Source organism: Shewanella sp. 553 (assembly GCF_059338375.1).
Genome location: NZ_CM181701.1, coordinates 324576 through 346382, shown reverse-complemented (window position 1 = coordinate 346382; position 21807 = coordinate 324576). Strand labels below are relative to the sequence as shown.

Genomic DNA, 21807 nt, shown 5'->3' with positions numbered 1-21807 from the left:
CTAGCTCTAGTACGAACTCTAACCCAAACAGAACCCTAAACTGCCACTACGAATCCAATACACATGCAACCAAACCTCAAAGCTTCAGCCTTTGTAACCGCCTATTTGAAGAGCTATCAAAGTATCAACTTCAAGCTGCTATTGGTGCTCGTCTTAACCAGCTTAATCCCGTTAATATATTCCACTACTCGGATACATTTTTTAGGCGATATCCCTAATCCATGGGCGTTCAGTATCGCAGCGCAAGTGGCTTGGCTTAACGTAATTTATGAGGTGCTTAGTGAAGCGCTACTTTTGCCGCTAGCATTCGTATTTGGTCAAGTGATACGAGAACCTAAAAAGTACCATATCAGGTTATCGACAGGGCTTACTATCGTGGTCATGGCCTATACCATAGTTACTATTACGGTAATAACACTGGCACCACAAATGGTTGCAGCTATGCAGCAGCAAGCCGCGCTTATAGAGCAAACCGTCAGTTATATTCGCCTAGAGTCCCTCGCGATTTTATTGTCGAGTGTATTTTCATTTGCAAGCTTAGTGCTCGTACTCAAAAACAAGCAAAAACTCATCTACCAGTTATTACTTATCCAGACCCTACTCACCCTATTATGCGACAGCCTGTTTGTCAGTCAGCTGCCATTCTCTTTAAACCTTGGGGTTAATGGCATTGCGTGGACCAATATTATCGTCAGCTTGGTTCTATCTAGCGTGGCCATTTTATATTTAACCAGTAAGGGCCTATCGCTACGCCGCATTCAGTTTAATCAGCAACCATGGCTTACAACTTGGCTAAGGGTTGGCGCTAAGTCAGGCTTAGAGTCATTAGTACGCAACACCGCTTTTGTGGTGATGATCTTGCAGCTGGTAAATCAGGTTCAACAAGCCGGAGTATTTTGGTTGGCGAATCAGTTTATCTGGGGTTGGTTACTATTACCTATTCTGGCGCTAGGCCAGTTAGTAAAGCGCGATGCGGCCAATAATGGCGGATTAAGCAAAGGTAAGGTGAACAGCTATATGGGCATAGTATTGGTATTTATATGCGGCTGGCTGGGGTCTATGCCTGCATGGCAGCCTTTTATCGAACACGTTATGGGTGTTAGCCAGTCACAAGCTGTCACCAAGCTAGTGTTACTCATGCTTGGCTTTTACATTGTGTTTGCCTTTAACCATGTCATTGATAGTTACTTTTACGGTATAGGCCGAACAGACTTAATGTTATACCAGTCTTTAATCGTAAACATCGGCTTCTACGGCAGTGCATTTATGTCTTATCAAATGGGCTGGTTCGTTCCATCACTAGATAAAATCGCCATCATGTTTGGCTTAGGAATAACAATCGATGCCATCATCACCGCTTACCTGTACTACCGGCTAACTAAAGCCCGTGCCCCCGACATGACTAACATTCTAGTCCGTTAGAATATGCAGCGACCATAGGGGTGCTAGCCCTACTAGAGCAGCAAAATAATCATAACTAACTCACTGATCACCAGCGCAGGTATTGCTATACTGCCCGGCATTATATTTAGCAATTAAAGTAGCTTTGTTATGTCTATCAGTTCAGCGATTAAATCCATCCAAGATATTATGCGTAAAGATGCCGGAGTTGACGGTGATGCCCAGCGTCTAGGGCAAATGTCTTGGTTACTTTTCCTTAAAGTGTTCGATGCCCAAGAGGAAGAGTTAGAACTTGAACTAGACGATTACCGTGAGCCGATCCCAGCAGAGTTCCTATGGCGCAATTGGGCTGCAGACAACCAAGGCATCACAGGTGAAGAGTTACTGGACTTTGTTAACGATGAGCTATTCCCGCAGCTTAAAAACCTCACTGCGCCGATAGATAAAAACCCACGTGGTTATGTAGTCAAAGAAGCATTCTCAGATGCCTTTAACTACATGAAAAACGGCACCCTACTGCGCCAAGTGATCAACAAGCTCAATGAAATCGACTTTACCGACTCAAAAGAGCGTCACTTGTTTGGTGACCTGTACGAGCAGATCTTAAAAGACTTACAAAGCGCAGGTAATGCGGGCGAGTTCTATACCCCACGCGCCATCACTAAGTTTATTGTCGCGGTAACAGACCCTAAACTTGGCGAATCTATTATGGACCCAGCTTGCGGAACAGGCGGCTTCTTAGCATGCGCGTTTGACCACGTTAAAACTAACTACGTTAAATCAGGCGAAGACCACAAGACTCTGCAGCAACAAATCTTTGGTGTTGAGAAGAAGCAGCTGCCGCACCTACTGTGTACTACCAACATGATGCTGCACGGTATTGAAGTACCAGTACAGATTAAGCACGGCAACACCCTCAATAAACCGTTATCAAGCTGGGATGACCAAGTTGACGTCATCATCACTAACCCACCATTTGGCGGCACCGAAGAAGACGGTATTGAGAAGAACTTCCCAAGCGAAATGCAAACCCGTGAAACTGCTGATCTATTCCTACAGCTAATCATTGAAGTTCTAGCAACGAAAGGCCGCGCAGCTGTGGTATTGCCAGACGGCACCCTATTTGGTGAAGGCGTTAAAACCAAAATCAAAAAGCTACTGACTGAAGAGTGTAATCTGCACACTATCGTGCGTTTACCTAACGGTGTATTTAACCCATACACTAGCATCAAAACGAATATCCTGTTCTTCACTAAAGGGGATGGCTCTGCAAAAACAGCAACTAAAGATGTTTGGTTCTATGAGCACCCATATCCTGCTGGGGTGAAGAACTACAACAAAACCAAGCCAATGAAGTTTGAAGAGTTTGCAACTGAACTGAGCTGGTGGGGTAGCGAGGCCGACGGTTTTGCATCACGAGTTGAAAACGAGCAAGCATGGAAGGTGTCTATCGATGACATCATCGCTCGCAACTACAACCTCGATATTAAAAACCCCCATGTAGGTGATGTGGTCAGCCACGATCCTCAAGAGTTATTACAAGACTACGCCAAGCAGCAAGCCGATATTCAAGCCTTACGTGATCAGCTAAAAGGCATTCTTTCTGCCGCCCTTTCTCCAAAAGATCCAGCGGGAGAAGCTAAATAATGGCTGAGCATGATGTAAAAGTTGCGGCTAAGAAAAGCGCAGAGCAATTAATTACTGAAAACCTAGATATCTGGACCAGCGCCATCGAGCAAAAGTCAGCTTCAGGCCGTGGTTCATCGAAGAAGTTTTCATTGCATGGCATCAAAAAGCTGCGTGAGCTGATTTTAGAACTCGCCGTGCGCGGTAAGCTAGTTCCACAGGACGCTGAAGATGAGCCTGCTAAATATTTATATGAGCGTATAGAAAGTTACCTATGTAATAAAATAGGAAAAAAGAGTTTACCTATTTTAAAGCGTGATAAATCTGTATTTGAACCATCAGAGTTTCATTATGAATTGCCAGCTCTTTGGCAGTGGTGTGAGCTGCAGGACATCACATTGTTTTTGAATGGTAAAGCTCATGAACAATACGTAACAGATGCATCAGGTTTCGTATTGATAAACTCAAAGTTTGTTTCAAACAATGGCACGATAAAAAAGTATACTACTGAACGCTTAACACCATTAAGTCGTTTTGATATTGCTATGGTTATGAGTGATGTCCCTAATGGTAGAGCATTAGCGAGATGTTATCTCGTTGAAGAAGATAATAAATATACTTTAAATCAGCGAATTTGTGGACTGTCTTCATCACCAGAGTTAAACATGCGTTATCTGATGATAGCGTTAGACCGTAACAAATATTTACTTAGCTATAATGATGGTAAAAAGCAATCCAACTTAAAGAAAGTGCAGGTAATGTCCTGTCCAATTGCATTACCTCCTTTAAAAGAACAACACCGCATCGTCGCAAAAGTCGATGAGCTGATGAGCTTGTGTGATGCCCTAGAAGCGAAAACAGAAACGAGCATATCTGCACACCAAACCTTAGTGGAAACCTTGCTAGGGGCGTTACTGCTTCCTTCTGCTGATGCTAACAGCCTTGAGCCGGTAGAAAGCTCTGAGCAGAACTTTATAGAGAGCTGGCAACGTGTTGCCGAGCACTTCGACACGCTATTCACCACCAGCGCCAGCATCGACACGCTAAAGCAAACCATCCTACAACTCGCTGTCATGGGCAAGCTGGTGGAACAAAACTCTAATGACGAACCTGCAGCTAAGCTACTAGAGCGTATCACCGCAGAAAAAGCCCAATTAATAGCCGACAAGAAAATCAAAAAACAGAAGCTACTGCCAGCCATCACCGACGAAGAAAAGCCATTTGAACTACCGAATGGCTGGGAGTTTGTAAGACTCGGGGATTTAACTTCTAGGCTTGGTTCGGGCAGCACTCCAAGAGGCGGACAAAGTGCATACGTGGATGAGGGAGTGATTTTTTTACGATCTCAAAACGTATGGAGTGATGGCCTTAAGCTTGATGATACTGCCTACATCAGCAAAGAAACTCATGAGAAAATGTCTAATACGCATGTATTTCCCAATGATGTGCTTCTTAACATAACAGGGGCATCTTTAGGCCGCTGTACAATATTTCCTGAAGAGCACATTACTGCAAACGTCAGTCAACACGTTACTGTTATCCGATTAATAGAACCTAAAATGAGCCAGTTTCTGCATTTGGGAATTATTTCTCCGTTAGTACAGCGTTTAGTATGGGGGCGACAAGTTGGTATGGCGATAGAAGGACTTAGCAAGAAGGTGCTTGAGCAATTTGAATTTCCGTTACCACCACTCGAAGAGCAACACCGCATAGTAGCCAAAGTCGATGAGCTAATGGCACTGTGCGACCAACTCAAAGCCCGTTTAAGCGACGCCCAAACAACCCAACTCCACCTCACCGACGCCATCGTCGAACAGGCGGTGTAATTATGGAAGAAAATAAAAAGTTAGAGGTTATATTTTGTGAAAGTAAAGGGATTTCTGCTTCACCTCTTGCTGGTCAGGTCTTAATTAGACAGTCAAATGATTGGAATGATTTTGGCTACAATATTAATGCGACCTACAAGTTGTGTATGTGGGACGGCAAGACTGTTTTAGAAGGTGAGTTGCTAGTTGGTTTCTTACCGGAAGTTAATGAAAATCTAGCCTTAGAAGACATTGATAAAGAGTATTTTGAACTACTTGGTAATATAGATAAAGCCTTGAAGTACCAAAACTATGGTAAAGATTTTGTCTTTTTTACTCATTTCCCGAACTTGCAAGAGTACAGAAAAGTTGTTCTAAACCTAGGTGTAAAACATACAGCATTACTTTTGAAATCAATAAACAACGTCCTAGTTGCTGACAATTTCTCATCCCCAAGCGGTTTTTACGAAAAGGTGCTTGCATCAGCAGTCTTTAGCCGCGCTTTTATGCGTAAGTCAGAGTCTTTCTTTGCTTTTCATAATGCAGAGTCAGTTATCAGAGGGATTGAATTCGAAAATTACTCTGCGATTTCAGACTCTTTTACCTTAGGGTTCCAATTAAACAACTTTAAAAATAGTCATAAAATTAATTTCTATTTCGATAGTAAGGCGTTGATACCAAGCCGTATCAGTGTGCTTATAGGAAAAAATGGATTAGGAAAAAGCCAAAGCTTAAATAAGTTATGTCGAGCGCTCTTGAGAAGGTCTGAACCTAATACAACTAAGATTTCTACAAACGATAACCCCTTAAATCAACCGATGTTAAACCGGCTATTAGCGCTTGTTAGTCCTGGGGAGGCAAGTGCTACATTTCCCGGAGAATATGCAAATAGTCAAAAGCTTTTTTACCGCAAAATCGACCTAAATAGTTCTTCAACTACGAACAATAAATCTATAGGCGACTTGTTTGAGCAACTTTTGAGAAGCGATAGCTATATTAGAAAAAGCTATCGTATTGATATATTTAAAGAGGCGCTATCAAAAGCTATTGATATCAAAACGTTATATTTAAAAGTAACGGACAAATACTACATTCCTGTTGAAAAAATGAGGTTTGTAGATGGATTTACGGAGCAAGACTTGAAAATTGCCGAGCAAGTTAAGAACTGTAAACAACCTGTAGTTAAAGTAGCTGATGAATATTATCCTTTAAGTAGTGGACAATTAACATTTTTTCAATTTGCATTGCAATGCTGCTTATATATCGAAAATGGGACTCTTATTGTTTTAGATGAACCTGAGACCCATATGCATCCTAACTTTATTGGTGAGTTTGTTGAGTTGTTAGATTATCTGCTAGAGCACACGGGATCCTTCGCTGTTATAGCAACTCATTCGCCTTACTTTGTAAGGGAGGTTGGTCGTAAACAGGTTCATATCTTTTCATCTGATAACGGGTTTATAGACATATCGATTCCTAGATTAAGAACTTTCGGAGCTGATGTGGAGTCTATATCTCAATTCGTTTTTAAAGAGGATATTGAAAATCGATTGACCGATAAGATCTTTGAGAAAGTAAAAGGTAGAGAGTTTAGTTCGGTTGCTGAAGAGCTAGGTGATGAATTGTCATTAGGTGCGCTAATGGATTTGAAATCTAGGTTAGAGGCTTAGCTATGAAAAAACTAACTCCTGTTAGGGTTAACGACTTCAGGCATTTAGACCATCTAGCTGAGAATAGTGGATTGAATGAAACCTCATATCCTGAGCTTAGGAATCAGAAACAGCTAATAGTTCAGGCGTATAATGATTATGAGGTCAATGGAGGTAACCCTTGGTTAATTTCTATGCCTTTAATCAATAATAAGTTGAAATCGGGATTACTAAAACATTACTCCTCACCACCTGTATCTATAGATTATTTAGATAAAATAAAAGATTCCTCTCCTGAGGTTTGCCCTATGTGTGGCGGTTTTAAGCCTTTTACTCGAGATCATATACTCCCAAAATCGAATTACCAAGCATGGGCAATTTTCTCAAAGAATTTGGTTCCCGCATGTGACTGCAATTTGAAACGAGGTACTGCACTAAAGGGAGATGCAGCAGCTCAAGCCAGAGTCTTGCACCCTTACTTTGATGATGTCTTATCTGAAAGACTACTTAGTTGTAAAATAACCCATCGCGACAATTATCGCTGGTTTGATTTAGGCATTGTTTATGTTGACCCCACCCACCCTGAGATAGCCTCGATAAAGTATCACACTCAAAATATTGTGATTAAGTCTGGTATAGAAAAGTGGCTTAAAGGTCAAATTGGTAAGCTAAAGAATCGACCTTCAAATGTTATTCAGACATTGCCAAGAAGAAGGCAGCAGTCCGAAGCACAAGTAAGGCAAGCTATTGAAGATTGCTTGGATAATAATGATGAATTAACAAATTCTAAAAATAATTGGCTATCGATATTATGCCATGGTCTTCTGAATTCTGATGGTATGGTGCATTGGATAAAAGAACGACATAACGCAACATTGGTCGGTGCAAATTAATTTTAATAGTTTTCGAATATTTGGGATTGAGATGGGCTTATGATCTATAGAAACAAAGCGTTAAAAATACAAGATAGATTATCTAACTATAATCAAAAATCAGTTTTTGAAGCTATTTTACGCCATCTCCATGCACCTACTCATAATATTTATGAAGAAGCCCAGAAAATGCCATGGGTTTGCTTTCTTGCTATTGAGTGGCTTTACCAAATACAACCTAAAAGTAATGCTAAAACAGCCAAGCCTAGCCAAGTTCATAATATTTTAAATCAGATCTACTTATTACAAAGTGAAGCAGTAAAACTAAACGGTCCACTCGCTATAGAGCTTGGATTGAGAAAAATTATGATAGGCCAAATGCGCTGTCAGCGAGCTTTTGAGTTTCACTTATTTTCTTTATCTCGCCTCTACAGTTTGATGGACGTAAAATCTAAATCTAATCCTTTTAAACAGAGCTTCCTGAAAGTTACTGGGGTAGAACTAAAAGACTTTTTTACTTTTTCATTATGGATATTAGCTGGATTTAAAGAAAATAGGTGTGAGATTTCATATGAGAATATTCTTTTGCACTTTTACCCTGAGTGGAACATAGCTAAGATCGCAAAGGTTTTACGTGTTATAGGTAATCTTCCCGTAGATTTAAAACTGATTATAGATAATAAAGGAAATTGCTCTCCAGAGCAGTACTTCAGCAAACCTCAACTGCTGAAGAGTCCCATTTTTTTAACTGAAAGAACAGTACAATGTGCACATATATCTATTGTTACTGAAGGGATTAGTGAACTTGCTCTCCAGATATTGAAAACAGCAGATAATCAAGGATTTCGTAAAAAATTCACAGTGTCATTTGAAAGATATGTTGAAACAGTTTTAAAAGAAAATGATTGTAGCTTTATCACTGAAAATGAAATCAAAGAAATTTATCAAAGCAATGGAGTTAAAGCTAAAGTTGTCGATTTTCTTTATCAATCTGATGGTGCTGTGGTGTTTATTGACGCCAAAGGCGTAGAGCCGCATGCTAAAATTTTAGTAAGCGAAGATCAAAGGGTTATCAGAGACAAGTTAAAAGATAGTTACTTAAAAGGTATTGAGCAGGCAGCGGAGTGCGCTGAAACACTTGAAGCCCTTAATCCAAGCCTATACCAAAACAGACAAAAGTACGCATTGATAATCACTCATCAAGACTTTTATTTAGGCTTCGGCAAACGATTAAAAAGTATTTTAGGCCCTGATAATACCAAAAAAATAGTAGAACAATGTGGGGAAACCATATCGTTAGATAAGACACACTTTTGTAGTATCGAAGATTTTGAAAGCATTATGGCTGTTTGCAATCAAGCGAACATCGGGTTGAATCAATTTTTAGATTTTTGTTCAGAACAACAAGAAAATCCAGCGTCACAAAAATTTACAATGCGACAACACATTGAAGACTTTACAAAAGAACGTTTGGCATTAGAGAAAACACCTCTAGGCACAGATTTGATAGCGAAAGAACAAAAGGAGCAGCTAGAAGCACTTGCCTCTAAGGTTTTAGCTAACCAACTATATTGGAGGAATAAAGGTAGAGACGGCAGTGGTATTAATGAGTTCATCAGCAAATACAAGCAATTACTAAAGTTAGTTCACAAAGCAAAAAGTGAATAACAAACAGAGCCAATACTATTTACCACTCAGCATTGTAAGCATCAACATCAAGTGTATGTGATACGTATTGACTCCTATTAAAACTGGTAATCATTTCTAATGAGAATCTAACTTTTATGAGTCTCTACTAGAACACATCAACCTGAAGAGTTGATAATTACCCTTTTTGATTTGATAAACTCCCCTCTTCCACAACAGACTCTCCCTGTATCTCATCAAGCCACTTATCAAGCGCTACCTTTTTCTCATTGATATAGTGGCTGCGGTTGTAGATCCCTGCAACACCCAAGACAGAGTGACCTAAGAGGTGTTCTACAATATGAGGTGGGATACCTAAGTCATTAAGTCGAGTCGCAAGGGTTCGCCTTAAATCGTGCAAGGTCCACTTCTTCTCGTGCTGTAGCTTTTCCCAAATCTTGCCACCGTAAACGCTGACTGACTCAGGGCTCTTTAACTGCCCAAGCAGATAGCCTGACTTCTGGTTCTTAGCTTTGAGCTGCTTTAACCACGAGTACAACCTAGGCGGTATTGGCCGGATAATTAGCTCGTCAGTTTTGCTGTTAGCTTTAGGGACTGTCCACAAGCCTTTATCAAAGTCCCATTCATCCCAAGAAGACAAACGGACCTCTTGTGTACGCGCACCAAAGATAATCAACAGCCAGATAAGATTGTTGTAATACTCTTGATGCTCACCGGCTTTGACTTGATTGATCACATCTTGCAGTTCAGCTTCAGTCAGTACCCTATCGCGCTTTTTCTGCTTACTGCCAACATCAGTGATAGTTAAGTCGTCTATCACATAGCTGGTGGCATATTCCCGCTTACGGCAAAACAGCAGCGCTTGCTTAGCCCCTTGTAAAACTTGCCCAGCAGCAACAGGAGCCGCCCTTTGCTCATTAGGTATGCCTTTTCTAATTCGATCAAAACAAGCTAGCCATTGAGGCTTAGTTGTTTTTTCTAATGGATACTTACCTATGTACGGATACAAATGCCGTGCAAACTGCGCCCTATGCTTATCAACATTTTTACGGTTATCAGTGGCATATTCCACCAGCCAATACTCTAGCGCCTCTTTAACTGTCACAGCTTCTTTGCGAACGACTTTAGCCAGTGCTAACTCGACACTTGGATCTTTGTCATTATCCAACCATTCACGGCATTGATCGCGCTTATCTCTCGCCTGTTTGATTGAGGTTTCTGGGTACTTACCCAAGCTTGCCCACTTAGGGTTGGTTTCACGACCACCCAATCTGTAACGAAAAACCCAACCAATAACACCCGTTTTTGAAATACGTACAGCTAAGCCATCACCATCAGAAATGACTGATTTTCCGGTGTAAGGCTTACCGGAAACTTTACGTAGAAATGTGTCTGATAATTTATTGATAACGCCCATTTGAATCCTTGGATTGTGACCGTTCGTGCTACACACCGTGCTACACACGGCTTGCTTAAAGGCACGAAACACGCTTAAACGAATACGAACAAGAGTTTTACTAAGATATTAAAAAATAGCAAGTTTTAAATAAAAAACAGAACAAACCCGAACAGGGAAAAACACAGATTAGAAAATACGGCATGAACTAAGAAGCGATTCTTAATTAGCTGTATCAGAACGGGTTTTTCGGCAACGAAAAGCCCGTTTTTGCTTATATGTACCCCCATATGTACCCCCGTTGTTTTGTTGCCCCACCTTAATCACTGTAGCAATTCCCCCCTAAAATAAATCGTGTGAAAAGTTTCCTTTGTTCCCTCTTAATAATGTCGCTCACTAAAACGCCCTAAAATTTCAGGGTTTCGCTTCTCATGTTGAAAATGGGCTTTTAAAACCCACTCAATACGGAGCGTTCCTATGACACACCAAGATTTATCCATACTAGATACATTGGCGATAAACAAAATCGCATTAGATAGACTCGTCAAAGAGAAAGAAAGACGACTTATCACAGGCGTAAGTAAATCCGAAGCCTTCCAATTAGAGCGCAAAGGCCTATTCCCTCGCCGTAGACAGATCTCTAACCGCTCGGTAGGTTGGCTGCTATCTGAGCTAGTGGCGTGGGTACATTCGAGGTCTGTCGCATCTTCTGTTCAGCCTAAATAGGGGGTGGAATAATGATTAAACAAGAGGTGCAACTCCCCCTTTTTGACGAGTTGGTAGATATTACCCATATGTGTAAGCTGCTAAAAAAAAGCCGAACGACTATTTGGCGTTGGCATAAATCAGGAAAATTACTCCAAGCCGTCGTTAAAAATAACCGAGTTGTCGGTTGGGATCCCGTCCAATTAGCACAATGGCAAAACCCACAAGGGACAAATAAGCACTGATTTTAGGGCGCTGGTGGAACACCACCAGCGCCCTTTTATCCTATTTAAGCCCCACCAAAACCATTAAAAACGCTAAAACCCCCGTAAATTTTGTTTTGACTTGCTAACTCGTGAAAATCCTAGCCTCTACTAAAACAACTGCTATAGAGGTAAAGATGAATAACAACTTGTTTACTCCCCCCTGTCACCTTGAGTCGGGCACTCCCCTTATCAACGAACAACAGAGACAATTTCTTACCGCTGTTAGTCGAGCCCATGCCTTCCAACTAGAGCGTCAAGGTCGCTTCCCTAAGCGCATTAAGCAAAGTGTCAACACCAATCACTGGAAATTAACCGAGGTACTAGCGTGGATTCATTCACGACCTGTGATTGAGCTGAAGGAGGAAAACCTATGAAGCACACCAACACTCAAGTTGATAGCAATAAAAACAGAGCCAAACCCTGCCAACGTATCGCGGCTAACTTCACCCCTGAACCAAGCTTATCAACCGCTCAAATAGCGGTGAGATTAAACCGAAGCCCTAAGACAGTCCGAGAGTGGCTAAGAAGCTCAAAGGACGCCCCTAGAGCCTATAAGTCACAAAATAGGTGGCAAGTGCGACTGTCCGAATATAAGAAATGGGAAGCTCAATATAAATAGCCATAGCGACTTGATCGACTAGGGCAATTAGGTTGCCCTTTTTATCCAATCAAGATGAAACAAGTTGGGCTGTTAATGCACTTTATCGCAGCGCCAAAATTGAAAGCAACAACCCCCAAAGACCATTGCAAAAGCCTTTTAGCCCTGCTTGGTCGTTAATTACACTAGGTTTTAAATATTATTATGTCTTTAAGCTTAGGTACGCCTAATCATCAAATTGAGCGTTTGTATAACAAGCACTCTCGCAGCCATTATGGGACTCACTTTGACTATGCTGGCAGTGCTATTGATACGACGCTTGATGGCAAGGCGTGGCGAGTGATGGCGTTCCCCGACGGATTGAACCATAGATTATTAAACAAGCTCTATCACTATTGTATGAGCTACCTCACTATGCACTCCAAGCTATTCATGATCCGCTTTGATGTGGCGCTATACGACTCGCCAGAGGATAATAAAGAGATAGGCAAACTAAGTCGCTACATAACAAAAAAATTAGAATCTCGTTACCAATCTGAAGTTGGTTTCGGTTGGGTTAGGGAGCAAAATAGCCATAGCGAAAAATGCCATTACCACTGTTTTGTCATGCTTAACGGCCAAAAAGTGAGAAACACCTACACGACGTTTAACGTCGTCAAAGCGGCAATGAAACTGCTAATAAATATCACTATCCATTTCCCTTATAATTGCAGCTACATGGTATTAAGAAACGATTTAAGTAGTCAGCAAGCCGCATTTTATAGGCTTAGCTACCTCGCTAAAAACAAGGGCAAGACTGACCTTCCTGTCAAAACGAAAAGCCACAATTTTAGCCGACTAAAATCCAAGGCTAGATGAGATCAACTTTCAGCCTCCCCGCGCGATTATGCGCAACCCGTTATTTTACTCCGAAAAATGTTAATGAAATGTCAACCGTATCGACGTTTTTATGATCACTCATCATTTTATCCCGCACTAAAACTACCAGCCATAGGTAACACCTTGACTTATTGGCATTAAGTTGCAGTCGCATCGATAGTAACTGATCAAACATCAGCGTGATCAAAAAAAGTGATCATGACAGTGATCACTCGCGAGTGTAATTAAAGTAACGTCCTCTTATTGACGAACAGAAATAAAGCAACGATGACTTTCAGCCGCCAGCAGTAGAACGATTGTTATAATCGCCGTCATTACGCCTTAATACAGTAAAAGCAAGTAGCATTAATCTGTAACGCCCACGCTTAAGCCCTCTGCCCATTCAACATATCAAACATAACCTCTAATACACTTTGGCGAGTAGCGGGGTCGCTGAGATACTTCATCATCATCTCTTGCTCGGCGCTTGAACTAGCAATCACCGCCTCATCACTCGCAACAGGGAAGTCGCCTAGCATGGCTTGAGCCCAGAGTTGTGCTTGATTTGCGCCATCACGGTTTCGTTCTCGCGAACCTTCTCACTCCACTTATGGACGGTATTAATCAAATCGCCATCGGATAGGTTTTCATTAGCAAATGCTTCATTGAGCTTTTCGAGCACGTACGATAACAACTCCTCTTTATTATCTTTTGCTTTAGCTGAGCCAATATCGGTACTATGAAGGTGGCAAATGACTTTGTTAACAATGACTTTGACGATAATAACGGTGAATTCACCACTTTAAGGATAACGTGTATGAAGGCCGATTTAATCCCAACGGTACGCTCGCTGCTCGCCCAAAACGCCATTAGCGTAAGTGGCGATGAGGCGTTAATCACGCGCTTATCATCAGTGCTACGCCATAAAACACATGTCTTTAAGCCAAATGCTATCTATGACTATTGTCCACATGAGCGGCAAGAGCCGACCCTCATTGACAGTATTAATCGACCTATCACCGAGCAAGTGCTCTACTCGATCGAGTTACTACCAGAGCGATTTACGCTAACCGCGCATATCCACAGCGCGACGGGCTGTGATAGCAAGACCATTCACACCAAGCTCAATCCTAACTTAAACCTCCTAGGGAACACCTTTAATGCGATCTATCGTCGCCTCGATGAGTCGCAACTATTTATGATTTGTCGTAACTGTAAGCAGTTAGTATCCGCCGAGCTTTGCAATAGTGATACTTGCGCTAGCACTGCTAATCATACCAATAGCGATAAGCAGAGCGCCCACCAGCCATGCTCAGCGACTTTTAAGCAATCCTTCGATACTCGCTTAGTCGATCGTATATCTCGCTATGGTGACGTTGTGAGCGTGTTTAAAGGTGAAGAGCAAATCGAGTTCTATATCTCATCTACCGATTGGCCACACCCGCATACCCCCTTCCCCTGCGATGAAATGATCGACACCCTGCCGCTGAGTGCAACACTCGATGAAGTGAATGCATTAAGGCTTAAGCTTGAAGCTGAGCAACGATATCCCGCCCCTTGTTACCACTGCAAAGTAAGCTGCAATGATGGCGACGCGATGGATTTAGCGTCATTTGTTGATTTCGATACCGATGCCATTGTTTGCTATGGCTGCGCATCGGAGCAATATGGCATCGTTTACTAGGTGTTAGTGACTAAGCTGGCGCGCAGCGTTTAGCTTAACCGCAAGCCTGCCAAATATTATCAAGGGTCAAACGTGCTCCGCGTGATTTTAAGCCATCGAATATCGCGTCTCGAATGTGAGCAGGGAAGCCTTCAGGAAGCTCTGCTTTGACCTTCATAATGACAACATCAAGCATGTCTGCCATCTCTATCATGATGTTGGCCATGGCGTCTGTATCAAAACCAACGGCTTTGGCCGTTTGAATAAAATGCCTTGGGAATATTTTATCCAGCTGAGCCTTTTTACCCTTGCTGGCTTTTAGCGACATGGCGAGCTTAGCATCGCGTATATTGAGCCCTTGGCCACCAATGGCGGGATAGATGGATAAAATGTCATACAGAGGCGTTAGACGATAACCGCCACCAGCCTCAATAAAGATTGAGAAGTTTTTAGCGTGTCCATCTATAGCGCCCAATAACCAAAACAGCACTTGAGCTTTCATGAAGTCGTATCGGTCACGCTCAGGATTGGTTGAACCCAATAGTTCAGTCATGATGGCCTGAATATCTGGGCCACCATCGCTCTCATACTTCTTGGCTGGTGGCACATTGAGTACCTGACAAAAATCCTCTTGAGGCAGACGCATGATCCAGCTGGCATCTTGGGCATAGCGCCTATCAAACCGTTCAACTACGAGCGCCTTAATATCCCCAACATGCAGGATGTGGCATTGTGCCACCACTAGGCCAAACGCCTCTGCGACCTTCATACACAGATATTCGTTTTCCACGCTATCTGACATATCGATAGTGTATGAATGGCTCTTTATGGTGCCTATAGGCAGCTTAATGATATGTGTGGTTGGTGTGGCGTGAATAGGCAAGCGCCATTGTCCGTTAGCATTTAGCAGTGCGGTTTTTTCCTGTGCCCCCGCTATTGAGATCCTAAAGTCATCTTGCTCCCGTAGCATACCTAACGGAATACCCGACATATAGCCTTTCAATACCTGTTCTAGGGCTGCATCTGAAAGCGGCTTATAGTCAATCTGCTTAATGTTATGGGGCGCTTGCCCATGAGAGACTAATTGCAGCGCACCTACACTGTCCTGACCAATTTTAGCCAATAAGTCAAAAGGCTGTGATGAAGCCGCCTTATGACGAGCAACGATTCGGTTACGCACATCGGGATTATCGGGAAGCAAGTTATCAAAAAAGTTATATACCTCATCACCTTTATAGGCTTGATGACGCAGCGGCATAGACAGCGATATGGGACGACTTCCAGCTAAGCTCAGCCACTCCTCATCATACTTAAAGTGATGGGCACCCGTGGATGTCTTAGTAAACTCCCCCACCCGATAACCGTTCATATAAACGTCTAATATCGCCATCACCAATCCTCTTGCCAATCTTTATGGCTTGATAAGGTGCTAGGATCAGATGGGTCGGCTTGGGACGCTCTGGGCTTAACCTCTAATTCGAGGTTGAGTGATGACAGTAGCTTAAACAGCGTTTCAAGCTTTGTCGAATCTGGATTATGCTCAAAGCTCGACACTGTGTCTTGCCTTATACCCACTTTGCTAGCCACTTTGCTTTGTGAAAGCTTCATCGATAAACGCGTATCTTTTAGATAATTGCTTAACTGTTTTGTAGTCGTCACTTTCATACGCTGCCCTTCATATAGTGCCTTTCAATCAATGACCAAGATCACCTATTAATTTACACGCTATAACAGGTAAATCAATATTTACACGCTATAACCGTTAAAATCGACTTTACACGCTATAGCCGTTAAAAGAAATTTACACGCTATAGCAGGTAAGAATCTTGAACATGTAACATTCACTTTTGGACTAACCAGCCCTAGCGGAGTTGATAAGCACGACGTTATCAATTGGGTTTGCTAACCTATCTAGCCACTCACACCACATATTTAATGCAGCGAGCTTTTCTGGCAGGTACTGGCTGCGATTATAGATAGCCATCACACCACCTAACGAATGCCCTAATAGTTGCTCAACGACGTAAGGGGCGACCCCAAGATCATTGAGCTTAGTGGTGAAGGTTCGACGTAAATCATGGAGCGACCACGACTCTTTATGCTTTAATCGCTTATACAGTAATCCACCAGAACAGCTCACCGTTTCACCACTCTTTAAGGTACCCAATAGATAGCCCGAGTCACCATGGCGTTTATACAAAAACGCAATGATCGGCTTCACTTTGGCGGGGATAGGCCTAATAATAATTTTGTTAGTTTTGCTATGGGCTTTAGGCACTGTCCATAGGTCACGCTCTAAATCCCACTCGTCAAACCTTGATAGGCGCAACTCTTGGGTTCTCGCACCAAACACCAGCAATAGCTGGCACAGGTAACGCATATAAAAAGCGCCTTCACGCTTTTGGATTGAGTGAATTAAGTCGTATACCTCAACATCAGACAACACCCTATCTTTCTGCCTTTGTTTTTGACCAACGTCAGAGGCAATTAAGTCATCAAGCTCGCGACTGATAGCGTAGCGTCTAACGCGACAAAATCTTAAGGCTTGCTTGGCATTTTGCAGTATTTGCCCTGCTGCGACGGGTGCAGGCTTTCGTTTACCTTTTATTCCACGCCGAATGCGGTCAAAACATTCTATCCAGTGCCTCGTTTCGGTTTGCTCTAACGGGAAGTGACCAATAGCGGGATAGATATGACGCTGAAATTGAGTGATTGTTTTATCGACGTGGATGCGATTATCTCTAGCGTAGTTATCAATCCAATACTCTAAAGCCTGCTGAACGGTCACAGGCGCTAGGGTCTTCTCCCTGCTCATGCTGCGCTTTAATTTAGGATCATGCCCTTCTGCAAGCCATGAGCGACACTCATCAACGATATCCCTTGCCTGCCTGAGCGACAGTTCGGGATATCCACCTAGATCCATACGTTTATTTTTACCATAGATTTTATAGCGAAACTGGAAGCTTACTTTGCCCAGTTTAGAGACTCGCACCCCGAGCCCTTTGCCATCGGTTAACTCTTTCATTTGAGGTTGAGGCTTGCCATTTAAGGCGCGCAATGTGGTTTCATACAGCATAATTTTAGGCTCATTTTATCGGGTAAATGGCGAAATTCCATGTACCCCCATATGTACCCCCATCTAACCATAGCGACCGAAACCAACCAATACCAATGAAGACAGCAACCCCCCCTTAACTGTTGATAACTAAGAAAAACTTATGACAAACAGATACCTACCAAAACCACTGAAAACAGCAAAGTGCGATCTACGGCATGAACTAAGAAGTAATTCTTAACCAGCTGTATCAGAACGGGTTTTCCAGAAATGGGAAGCCCGTTTTGCTATCTATTGCACATAATTGTCCCCTTACACGCTCTAATCGGTAACTCCCACCGCTGAGATCACGTCACAAGAGTTGCCCTCGACTCTCTACATAATGGCGCTATCTATCTGTTTATTTTACGAAGCAGCCGTGCTTACCGCGATGAAGTGATGCTGTTTGTCGCTAGCACGCTCAAGTCAATATAACCTTAACGAAAGACGTATCAATGCCTTGAGCGCTTTGCCAGCGGCAAACAGCTATGGTTAGGCTAAGAGCATGCGCCACCACATACCGGGCAGACTGGTAAAGCCTGTGGTGTAATATTTCAGCTCCCCCTCTTTAAATACCATCAGTGTGGGGGTGGCCTGCAACGACCAGGTACGGGCGATGCTATTATCCTTGTCGTTAATGGTGTCGAATCCATATTCTTGATGTTGAAGATATTTTGCTAACTTATCATCTTCACCCGAGTTCATGGCCACCGTTACCACAGGAAAATAAGCCGACATTTGATTGACCGCCGGACTGACAAAGTTACATACGGGGCACCAAGTGCCCCAAAAGTAAACCAGTACCGCTTGCTCTTGGCTTAGCGTCGCAATATCCACCGCCTGCCCTGCTAGGGTTATCCCCTTGAGTTCTGGTAAATTATCCCGTGGAATATCTTTACCACGCCACATATCCATGACACCAGTTAACACCATGGCTAACACTAACCAGAGTGCAATTGTCTTAACTCCACCCCATAATCGCTTAAACAATGGGGTGGATGACTGTTCGCTAGTCATATGTTACTCCTTGGTATTTTCGCTAAGCTGAGCTCTAATTTGTCTTGAACTACCTTGGGTTGAGCATCTGCGGATAATCTGGGTAACATGGACGCCTTATCGATTGCCTCGATCACTAAGTCACTCGTTAGAATCTCTGGTAATTCAATTCCTTGTGGCGCACCAGGGCCATATACCATGTTAAATGGCACCCCAAAACGGTTATGACGCTGAAGATAACGAGTAATTGGCGCTGACGCCTCCGTCCAATCGCCTTGCATCGGTAGCATATGCGGCTGTTGCAATTTGCTGTAAACCGGGTCTTGTAAGATCACGCCAATCTTATTGGCCTTGCAGGTGATGCACCAATCTGCGGTCACATCGACAAAGACTGTCCTACCTTGGGCGACCAGTTGATCGATCACCTGTTGATCCAGCGGTGTCCATGCTAAATCTGCTGGCAAAGGCTTAGCCCACTGATTTACTGTCATAAAGCCTAGTAGCGCCGACAACATGATGCCGACACTGAAACAGCTAACAATGGCAATAGCGCCATATTTTTTAGCCATAAACAGCATAAATGTCAGTGTGATAAGACCGGCTAGCGGCCACAGATACAAGGCATCGATAAAATTAGCTAATAGGCTAATCAGCCATAAACTGGTCAGCAGTAGCATGCCTGAGAACAGGATCTTTACCGTATTCATCCAGCGACCGGGTTTTGGGAGGTAGGTTGCCACTTGCGGAAACGCCGCCACGATCAACCAAGGCAATGCCATGCCCACAGCCAATGCAGTAAAGATGACCAACAAACTCAGCACATCGGCGCCTAAGGCAAAGGCCACTACGGTTCCTAAGAAAGGCGCACTGCACGGAGTTGCAAGTAAAGTGGCAAACATGCCCTGTAAAAAGTGGCCTCGATTATCATTGCCACCGGTTGTCGCCAACTTGGTTTGTACACTCGCAGGTAAGGCGATCTCAAATACACCTAACATATTAAAGGCAAAGACAGTGGTCACCAGCGCCATGAAGCCGATAAACCAAGGATTTTGGAACTGCACCCCCCAACCAATGGCTTGGCCAGTAAACTTAAGCATTAAGATAAAACCTGCCAATAACCAGAAAGAGACTAAAATGCCCAGTGCTGAGGCGATAAACTGTTGTCGAATTTGTTTGCGTTTCAGCTCAGGTGCCGCAATCACAGAGCTCAACTTCATCCCCAATACAGGCAACACGCAGGGCATGACGTTTAAGATCAATCCCCCGATAAGCGCTAGCAGGATCATGTTAAACAGTGAGCCTCCCTCCTGCATTACAACTGTGGGGGTGACCTTGGCAGCATATTCCAGCGCACGCTCACTATCGACAACCGTGACGTTAAGCGATTGCCCCAACAGGGCTGGCTCACCAAGCCAGCTCGTGCCACTGAACAGCGCAACCAGTTGCTCACCGCCTGCATCACTCTCTGCGCGCTTAAGGCTTACCAGCTTAAATGTGGTATCTGGCTCGCCATCGATAATCACCATCGGCTGTTGCCAGTGAACATCGCTCAGTCGCACTTCGAGTATGCCTTGCCTTTCATCCCACCCCAATGTCATGGCTGCTGGCGTGACCACCTTTTGCGGTACCAGTGACACCGCCTTGTTGTAAGCAAGCATGGCATCCGTGTCTGCTGGTAAGTTATTAGCGTTAAAATCTAGGCTAATGTGATAATCCGTCAGCACGCAGATGGTGGTACAAGTCGACAGCGTCACTTTACCGCGCAGGGCCGTGGGCTCTGCAAGTTCTGCCAAGGTCAGGGTTAGCGGAAACGTGGTATTGCCGCTATAGCCGAAGGTTTGCAGCCCTAATAACGAAAACTGCTCGGGCGCTGGCCATGCCCAATCCACCTGTTGTAAATTGCTCGAATTATCCCACTTGATAGAAGGCGCGATCCCTCCCTCTCCAGGGCTACGCCAGTAGGTTTTCCAATCGCCATCCAGCTGTACTTCTAACACGGCTGGTAAGGTACGAGTGCTAACATCCACCTTACCAGTCAGCATCAAACGTACCTTGGCGGGCGGATGATTATCATTAACTAACCATCCGGTTGACGCCGCGAGCAACGATGGACTCGCTAACAATAAAACGAATATCCAGCAGGTCGTTAATAGGGATTTTAAATGACTCATTTCGTCCCCTGATTGTGAATAAAATAATTATTATTCAATAACATATATTTAATCTCTTTGGTCAGCATAACGGCTAATCACTCTGATATTCTCGATTCAGCTCATTTAGGTGATACAGCAGTAATACTTAGCATTAGGTCACTTCTATACTCGGGCTTACGCTACGAGCTACACGTCGATATGACTTAGCATTCAGCGATGCGATAGAAGATCGGTATCAAAAAGTCAGATAGGAGGAGTGCTAATTTGGGGATGCTGCAATGACTCAATCTCGCGTAATAACGCGAAAGGGAGTGACAACTGACACATCGACACATACTCACCTATCAACATGATTAATAAGTTGTTTTCATTCTTGAAAGCGACAGAGCGTCAGGTGTATTCGCCGAGGTTTAGCCTGGTAAACCTGAAGTAGAGGTAAACGCGTAAACACGCGAAAAGTCAGGGGAAAAAGAGGCAGTAAACACAGTAAGATCAATAACGGGGTCAGATCGTTGCTATCGCTACCGAGACGCATCGACTTTTCCGACAACTCACATGGCTTTACCTGAGCCGTGCCAGACGCTGTAGCCGATGACGGGCCATCGATATTACCAAGCGTAAGCGTGCTGCTTGCAACAGAATTAACGCTTGTCACCGCTGTAGCCGAATCGGTTTGCGCGCTCATCTCTTTGAGCAGCAAGTTAAGCATTCCACTATTTTGGGTCAAACAGAGCAGGGTCAAAATGGTAAAGACCATTGTGCCCCATAAACTACCTGTTTGCTTAGTCGCTAACTTAAAAATAGCAATCTCTCTTGGGGTTAATAACGCACATAAACGTTTTGTTGTGTTTGATAGTGCAGGTAAAACGGGTTGGTTTCAATATAGTGATGGATATGACCGCCGGAGTGTAGCAATAGTTCGACCCCATTCAAATTATTTTGCCAGTGGGCTTAGTTGCCCGCTAATGACTCTATAGTTGCACATGGCAAGATAATGCCGCATACATTGCGCTCACGCGGTCTGTAACATAGCCTAGCAACCACAGACACTTGGTTATCTAAGATTTCAAATTAAAAA

General features: G+C 43.4%; 19 protein-coding genes. 11 read left to right on the top strand and 8 right to left on the bottom strand.

From position 1 onward, the window contains the following. Nucleotides 1-63: 63 nt before the first annotated feature. The 6 genes from AC5YBZ_RS01605 (at nucleotide 64) to gapS1 (ending at nucleotide 9021) form a co-directional block, all read left to right on the top strand. Complete coding sequence (locus AC5YBZ_RS01605; protein WP_494524257.1) at nucleotides 64-1422, top strand: MATE family Na+-driven efflux transporter; 1359 nt, start codon at nucleotides 64-66, stop codon at nucleotides 1420-1422. Between the two features lie 129 nt (nucleotides 1423-1551). Then, nucleotides 1552-3048, top strand: coding sequence for an N-6 DNA methylase (locus AC5YBZ_RS01600; protein WP_494524256.1), 1497 nt, complete (start codon nucleotides 1552-1554; stop codon nucleotides 3046-3048). Then, nucleotides 3048-4853 carry a restriction endonuclease subunit S gene (locus tag AC5YBZ_RS01595; RefSeq protein ID WP_494524255.1) on the top strand — a complete coding sequence of 602 codons (1806 nt, stop codon included), beginning with the start codon at nucleotides 3048-3050 and terminating at the stop codon, nucleotides 4851-4853. Before AC5YBZ_RS01600 ends, AC5YBZ_RS01595 begins: the two co-directional genes overlap by 1 nt. 2 nt (nucleotides 4854-4855) lie before the next feature. After that, on the top strand, nucleotides 4856-6502 hold the full coding sequence (locus tag AC5YBZ_RS01590; RefSeq protein ID WP_494524254.1) for an AAA family ATPase: 1647 nt from the start codon (nucleotides 4856-4858) through the stop codon (nucleotides 6500-6502). 2 nt (nucleotides 6503-6504) lie between these two features. Next, nucleotides 6505-7374, top strand: coding sequence for an HNH endonuclease (locus AC5YBZ_RS01585; RefSeq protein ID WP_494524253.1), 870 nt, complete (start codon nucleotides 6505-6507; stop codon nucleotides 7372-7374). Between the two features lie 39 nt (nucleotides 7375-7413). Next, on the top strand, nucleotides 7414-9021 hold the full coding sequence (gapS1, locus tag AC5YBZ_RS01580) for a GapS1 family protein (RefSeq protein WP_494524252.1): 1608 nt from the start codon (nucleotides 7414-7416) through the stop codon (nucleotides 9019-9021). A 157-nt stretch (nucleotides 9022-9178) separates the two neighbouring features. Here the strand turns inward: gapS1 and AC5YBZ_RS01575 are convergent, their stop codons facing one another. Further along, nucleotides 9179-10417 carry a tyrosine-type recombinase/integrase gene (locus AC5YBZ_RS01575; RefSeq protein ID WP_494524251.1) on the bottom strand — a complete coding sequence of 413 codons (1239 nt, stop codon included), beginning with the start codon at nucleotides 10415-10417 and terminating at the stop codon, nucleotides 9179-9181. A 456-nt stretch (nucleotides 10418-10873) separates the two neighbouring features. Here AC5YBZ_RS01575 and AC5YBZ_RS01570 point away from each other — a divergent pair, with 456 nt between their 5' ends. From AC5YBZ_RS01570 to AC5YBZ_RS01555, 4 genes are all read left to right on the top strand, one after another. Next, nucleotides 10874-11122: a helix-turn-helix transcriptional regulator gene (locus AC5YBZ_RS01570; protein ID WP_475515615.1), complete on the top strand. Its 249-nt coding sequence runs from the start codon at nucleotides 10874-10876 to the stop codon at nucleotides 11120-11122. Between the two features lie 11 nt (nucleotides 11123-11133). Beyond that, nucleotides 11134-11346, top strand: coding sequence for a helix-turn-helix transcriptional regulator (locus AC5YBZ_RS01565; protein ID WP_475515614.1), 213 nt, complete (start codon nucleotides 11134-11136; stop codon nucleotides 11344-11346). A 155-nt stretch (nucleotides 11347-11501) separates the two neighbouring features. Continuing rightward, nucleotides 11502-11741: an AlpA family phage regulatory protein gene (locus tag AC5YBZ_RS01560; RefSeq protein ID WP_475515613.1), complete on the top strand. Its 240-nt coding sequence runs from the start codon at nucleotides 11502-11504 to the stop codon at nucleotides 11739-11741. A 428-nt stretch (nucleotides 11742-12169) separates the two neighbouring features. Then, complete coding sequence (locus tag AC5YBZ_RS01555) at nucleotides 12170-12823, top strand: YagK/YfjJ domain-containing protein (RefSeq protein ID WP_494543332.1); 654 nt, start codon at nucleotides 12170-12172, stop codon at nucleotides 12821-12823. Between the two features lie 386 nt (nucleotides 12824-13209). On the opposite strand, the gene AC5YBZ_RS01550 is transcribed toward AC5YBZ_RS01555, so the two are convergent. Continuing rightward, the gene (locus tag AC5YBZ_RS01550) at nucleotides 13210-13362 is read right to left on the bottom strand and encodes a hypothetical protein (RefSeq protein WP_494543331.1); all 153 of its coding nucleotides are present in this window, start codon (nucleotides 13360-13362) and stop codon (nucleotides 13210-13212) included. A gap of 278 nt (nucleotides 13363-13640) precedes the next feature. Here AC5YBZ_RS01550 and AC5YBZ_RS01545 point away from each other — a divergent pair, with 278 nt between their 5' ends. After that, on the top strand, nucleotides 13641-14507 hold the full coding sequence (locus AC5YBZ_RS01545) for a hypothetical protein (protein WP_475515159.1): 867 nt from the start codon (nucleotides 13641-13643) through the stop codon (nucleotides 14505-14507). A 34-nt stretch (nucleotides 14508-14541) separates the two neighbouring features. Here AC5YBZ_RS01545 and AC5YBZ_RS01540 read toward each other — a convergent pair whose 3' ends face one another. The 6 genes from AC5YBZ_RS01540 to AC5YBZ_RS01515 all read right to left on the bottom strand — a co-directional run bounded on the left by AC5YBZ_RS01540 (nucleotide 14542) and on the right by AC5YBZ_RS01515 (nucleotide 21486). Continuing rightward, nucleotides 14542-15876 (bottom strand): type II toxin-antitoxin system HipA family toxin, encoded by a 1335-nt coding sequence (locus AC5YBZ_RS01540; RefSeq protein ID WP_475515160.1) that lies wholly within the window; start codon nucleotides 15874-15876, stop codon nucleotides 14542-14544. Next, nucleotides 15876-16151 (bottom strand): helix-turn-helix domain-containing protein, encoded by a 276-nt coding sequence (locus tag AC5YBZ_RS01535; RefSeq protein WP_475515161.1) that lies wholly within the window; start codon nucleotides 16149-16151, stop codon nucleotides 15876-15878. The genes AC5YBZ_RS01540 and AC5YBZ_RS01535 overlap by 1 nt, the downstream gene beginning before the upstream one ends. Before the next feature lie 187 nt (nucleotides 16152-16338). Beyond that, nucleotides 16339-17562, bottom strand: a complete 1224-nt coding sequence (locus AC5YBZ_RS01530; RefSeq protein ID WP_475515162.1) for a tyrosine-type recombinase/integrase — start codon at nucleotides 17560-17562, stop codon at nucleotides 16339-16341. 510 nt (nucleotides 17563-18072) lie between these two features. Continuing rightward, nucleotides 18073-18597 carry a protein disulfide oxidoreductase gene (locus AC5YBZ_RS01525; RefSeq protein ID WP_475515163.1) on the bottom strand — a complete coding sequence of 175 codons (525 nt, stop codon included), beginning with the start codon at nucleotides 18595-18597 and terminating at the stop codon, nucleotides 18073-18075. After that, nucleotides 18594-20747, bottom strand: coding sequence for a protein-disulfide reductase DsbD family protein (locus tag AC5YBZ_RS01520; RefSeq protein ID WP_494543330.1), 2154 nt, complete (start codon nucleotides 20745-20747; stop codon nucleotides 18594-18596). Before AC5YBZ_RS01520 ends, AC5YBZ_RS01525 begins: the two co-directional genes overlap by 4 nt. Before the next feature lie 349 nt (nucleotides 20748-21096). Continuing rightward, nucleotides 21097-21486: a hypothetical protein gene (locus tag AC5YBZ_RS01515; RefSeq protein WP_494543329.1), complete on the bottom strand. Its 390-nt coding sequence runs from the start codon at nucleotides 21484-21486 to the stop codon at nucleotides 21097-21099. Nucleotides 21487-21807: the final 321 nt, after the last annotated feature.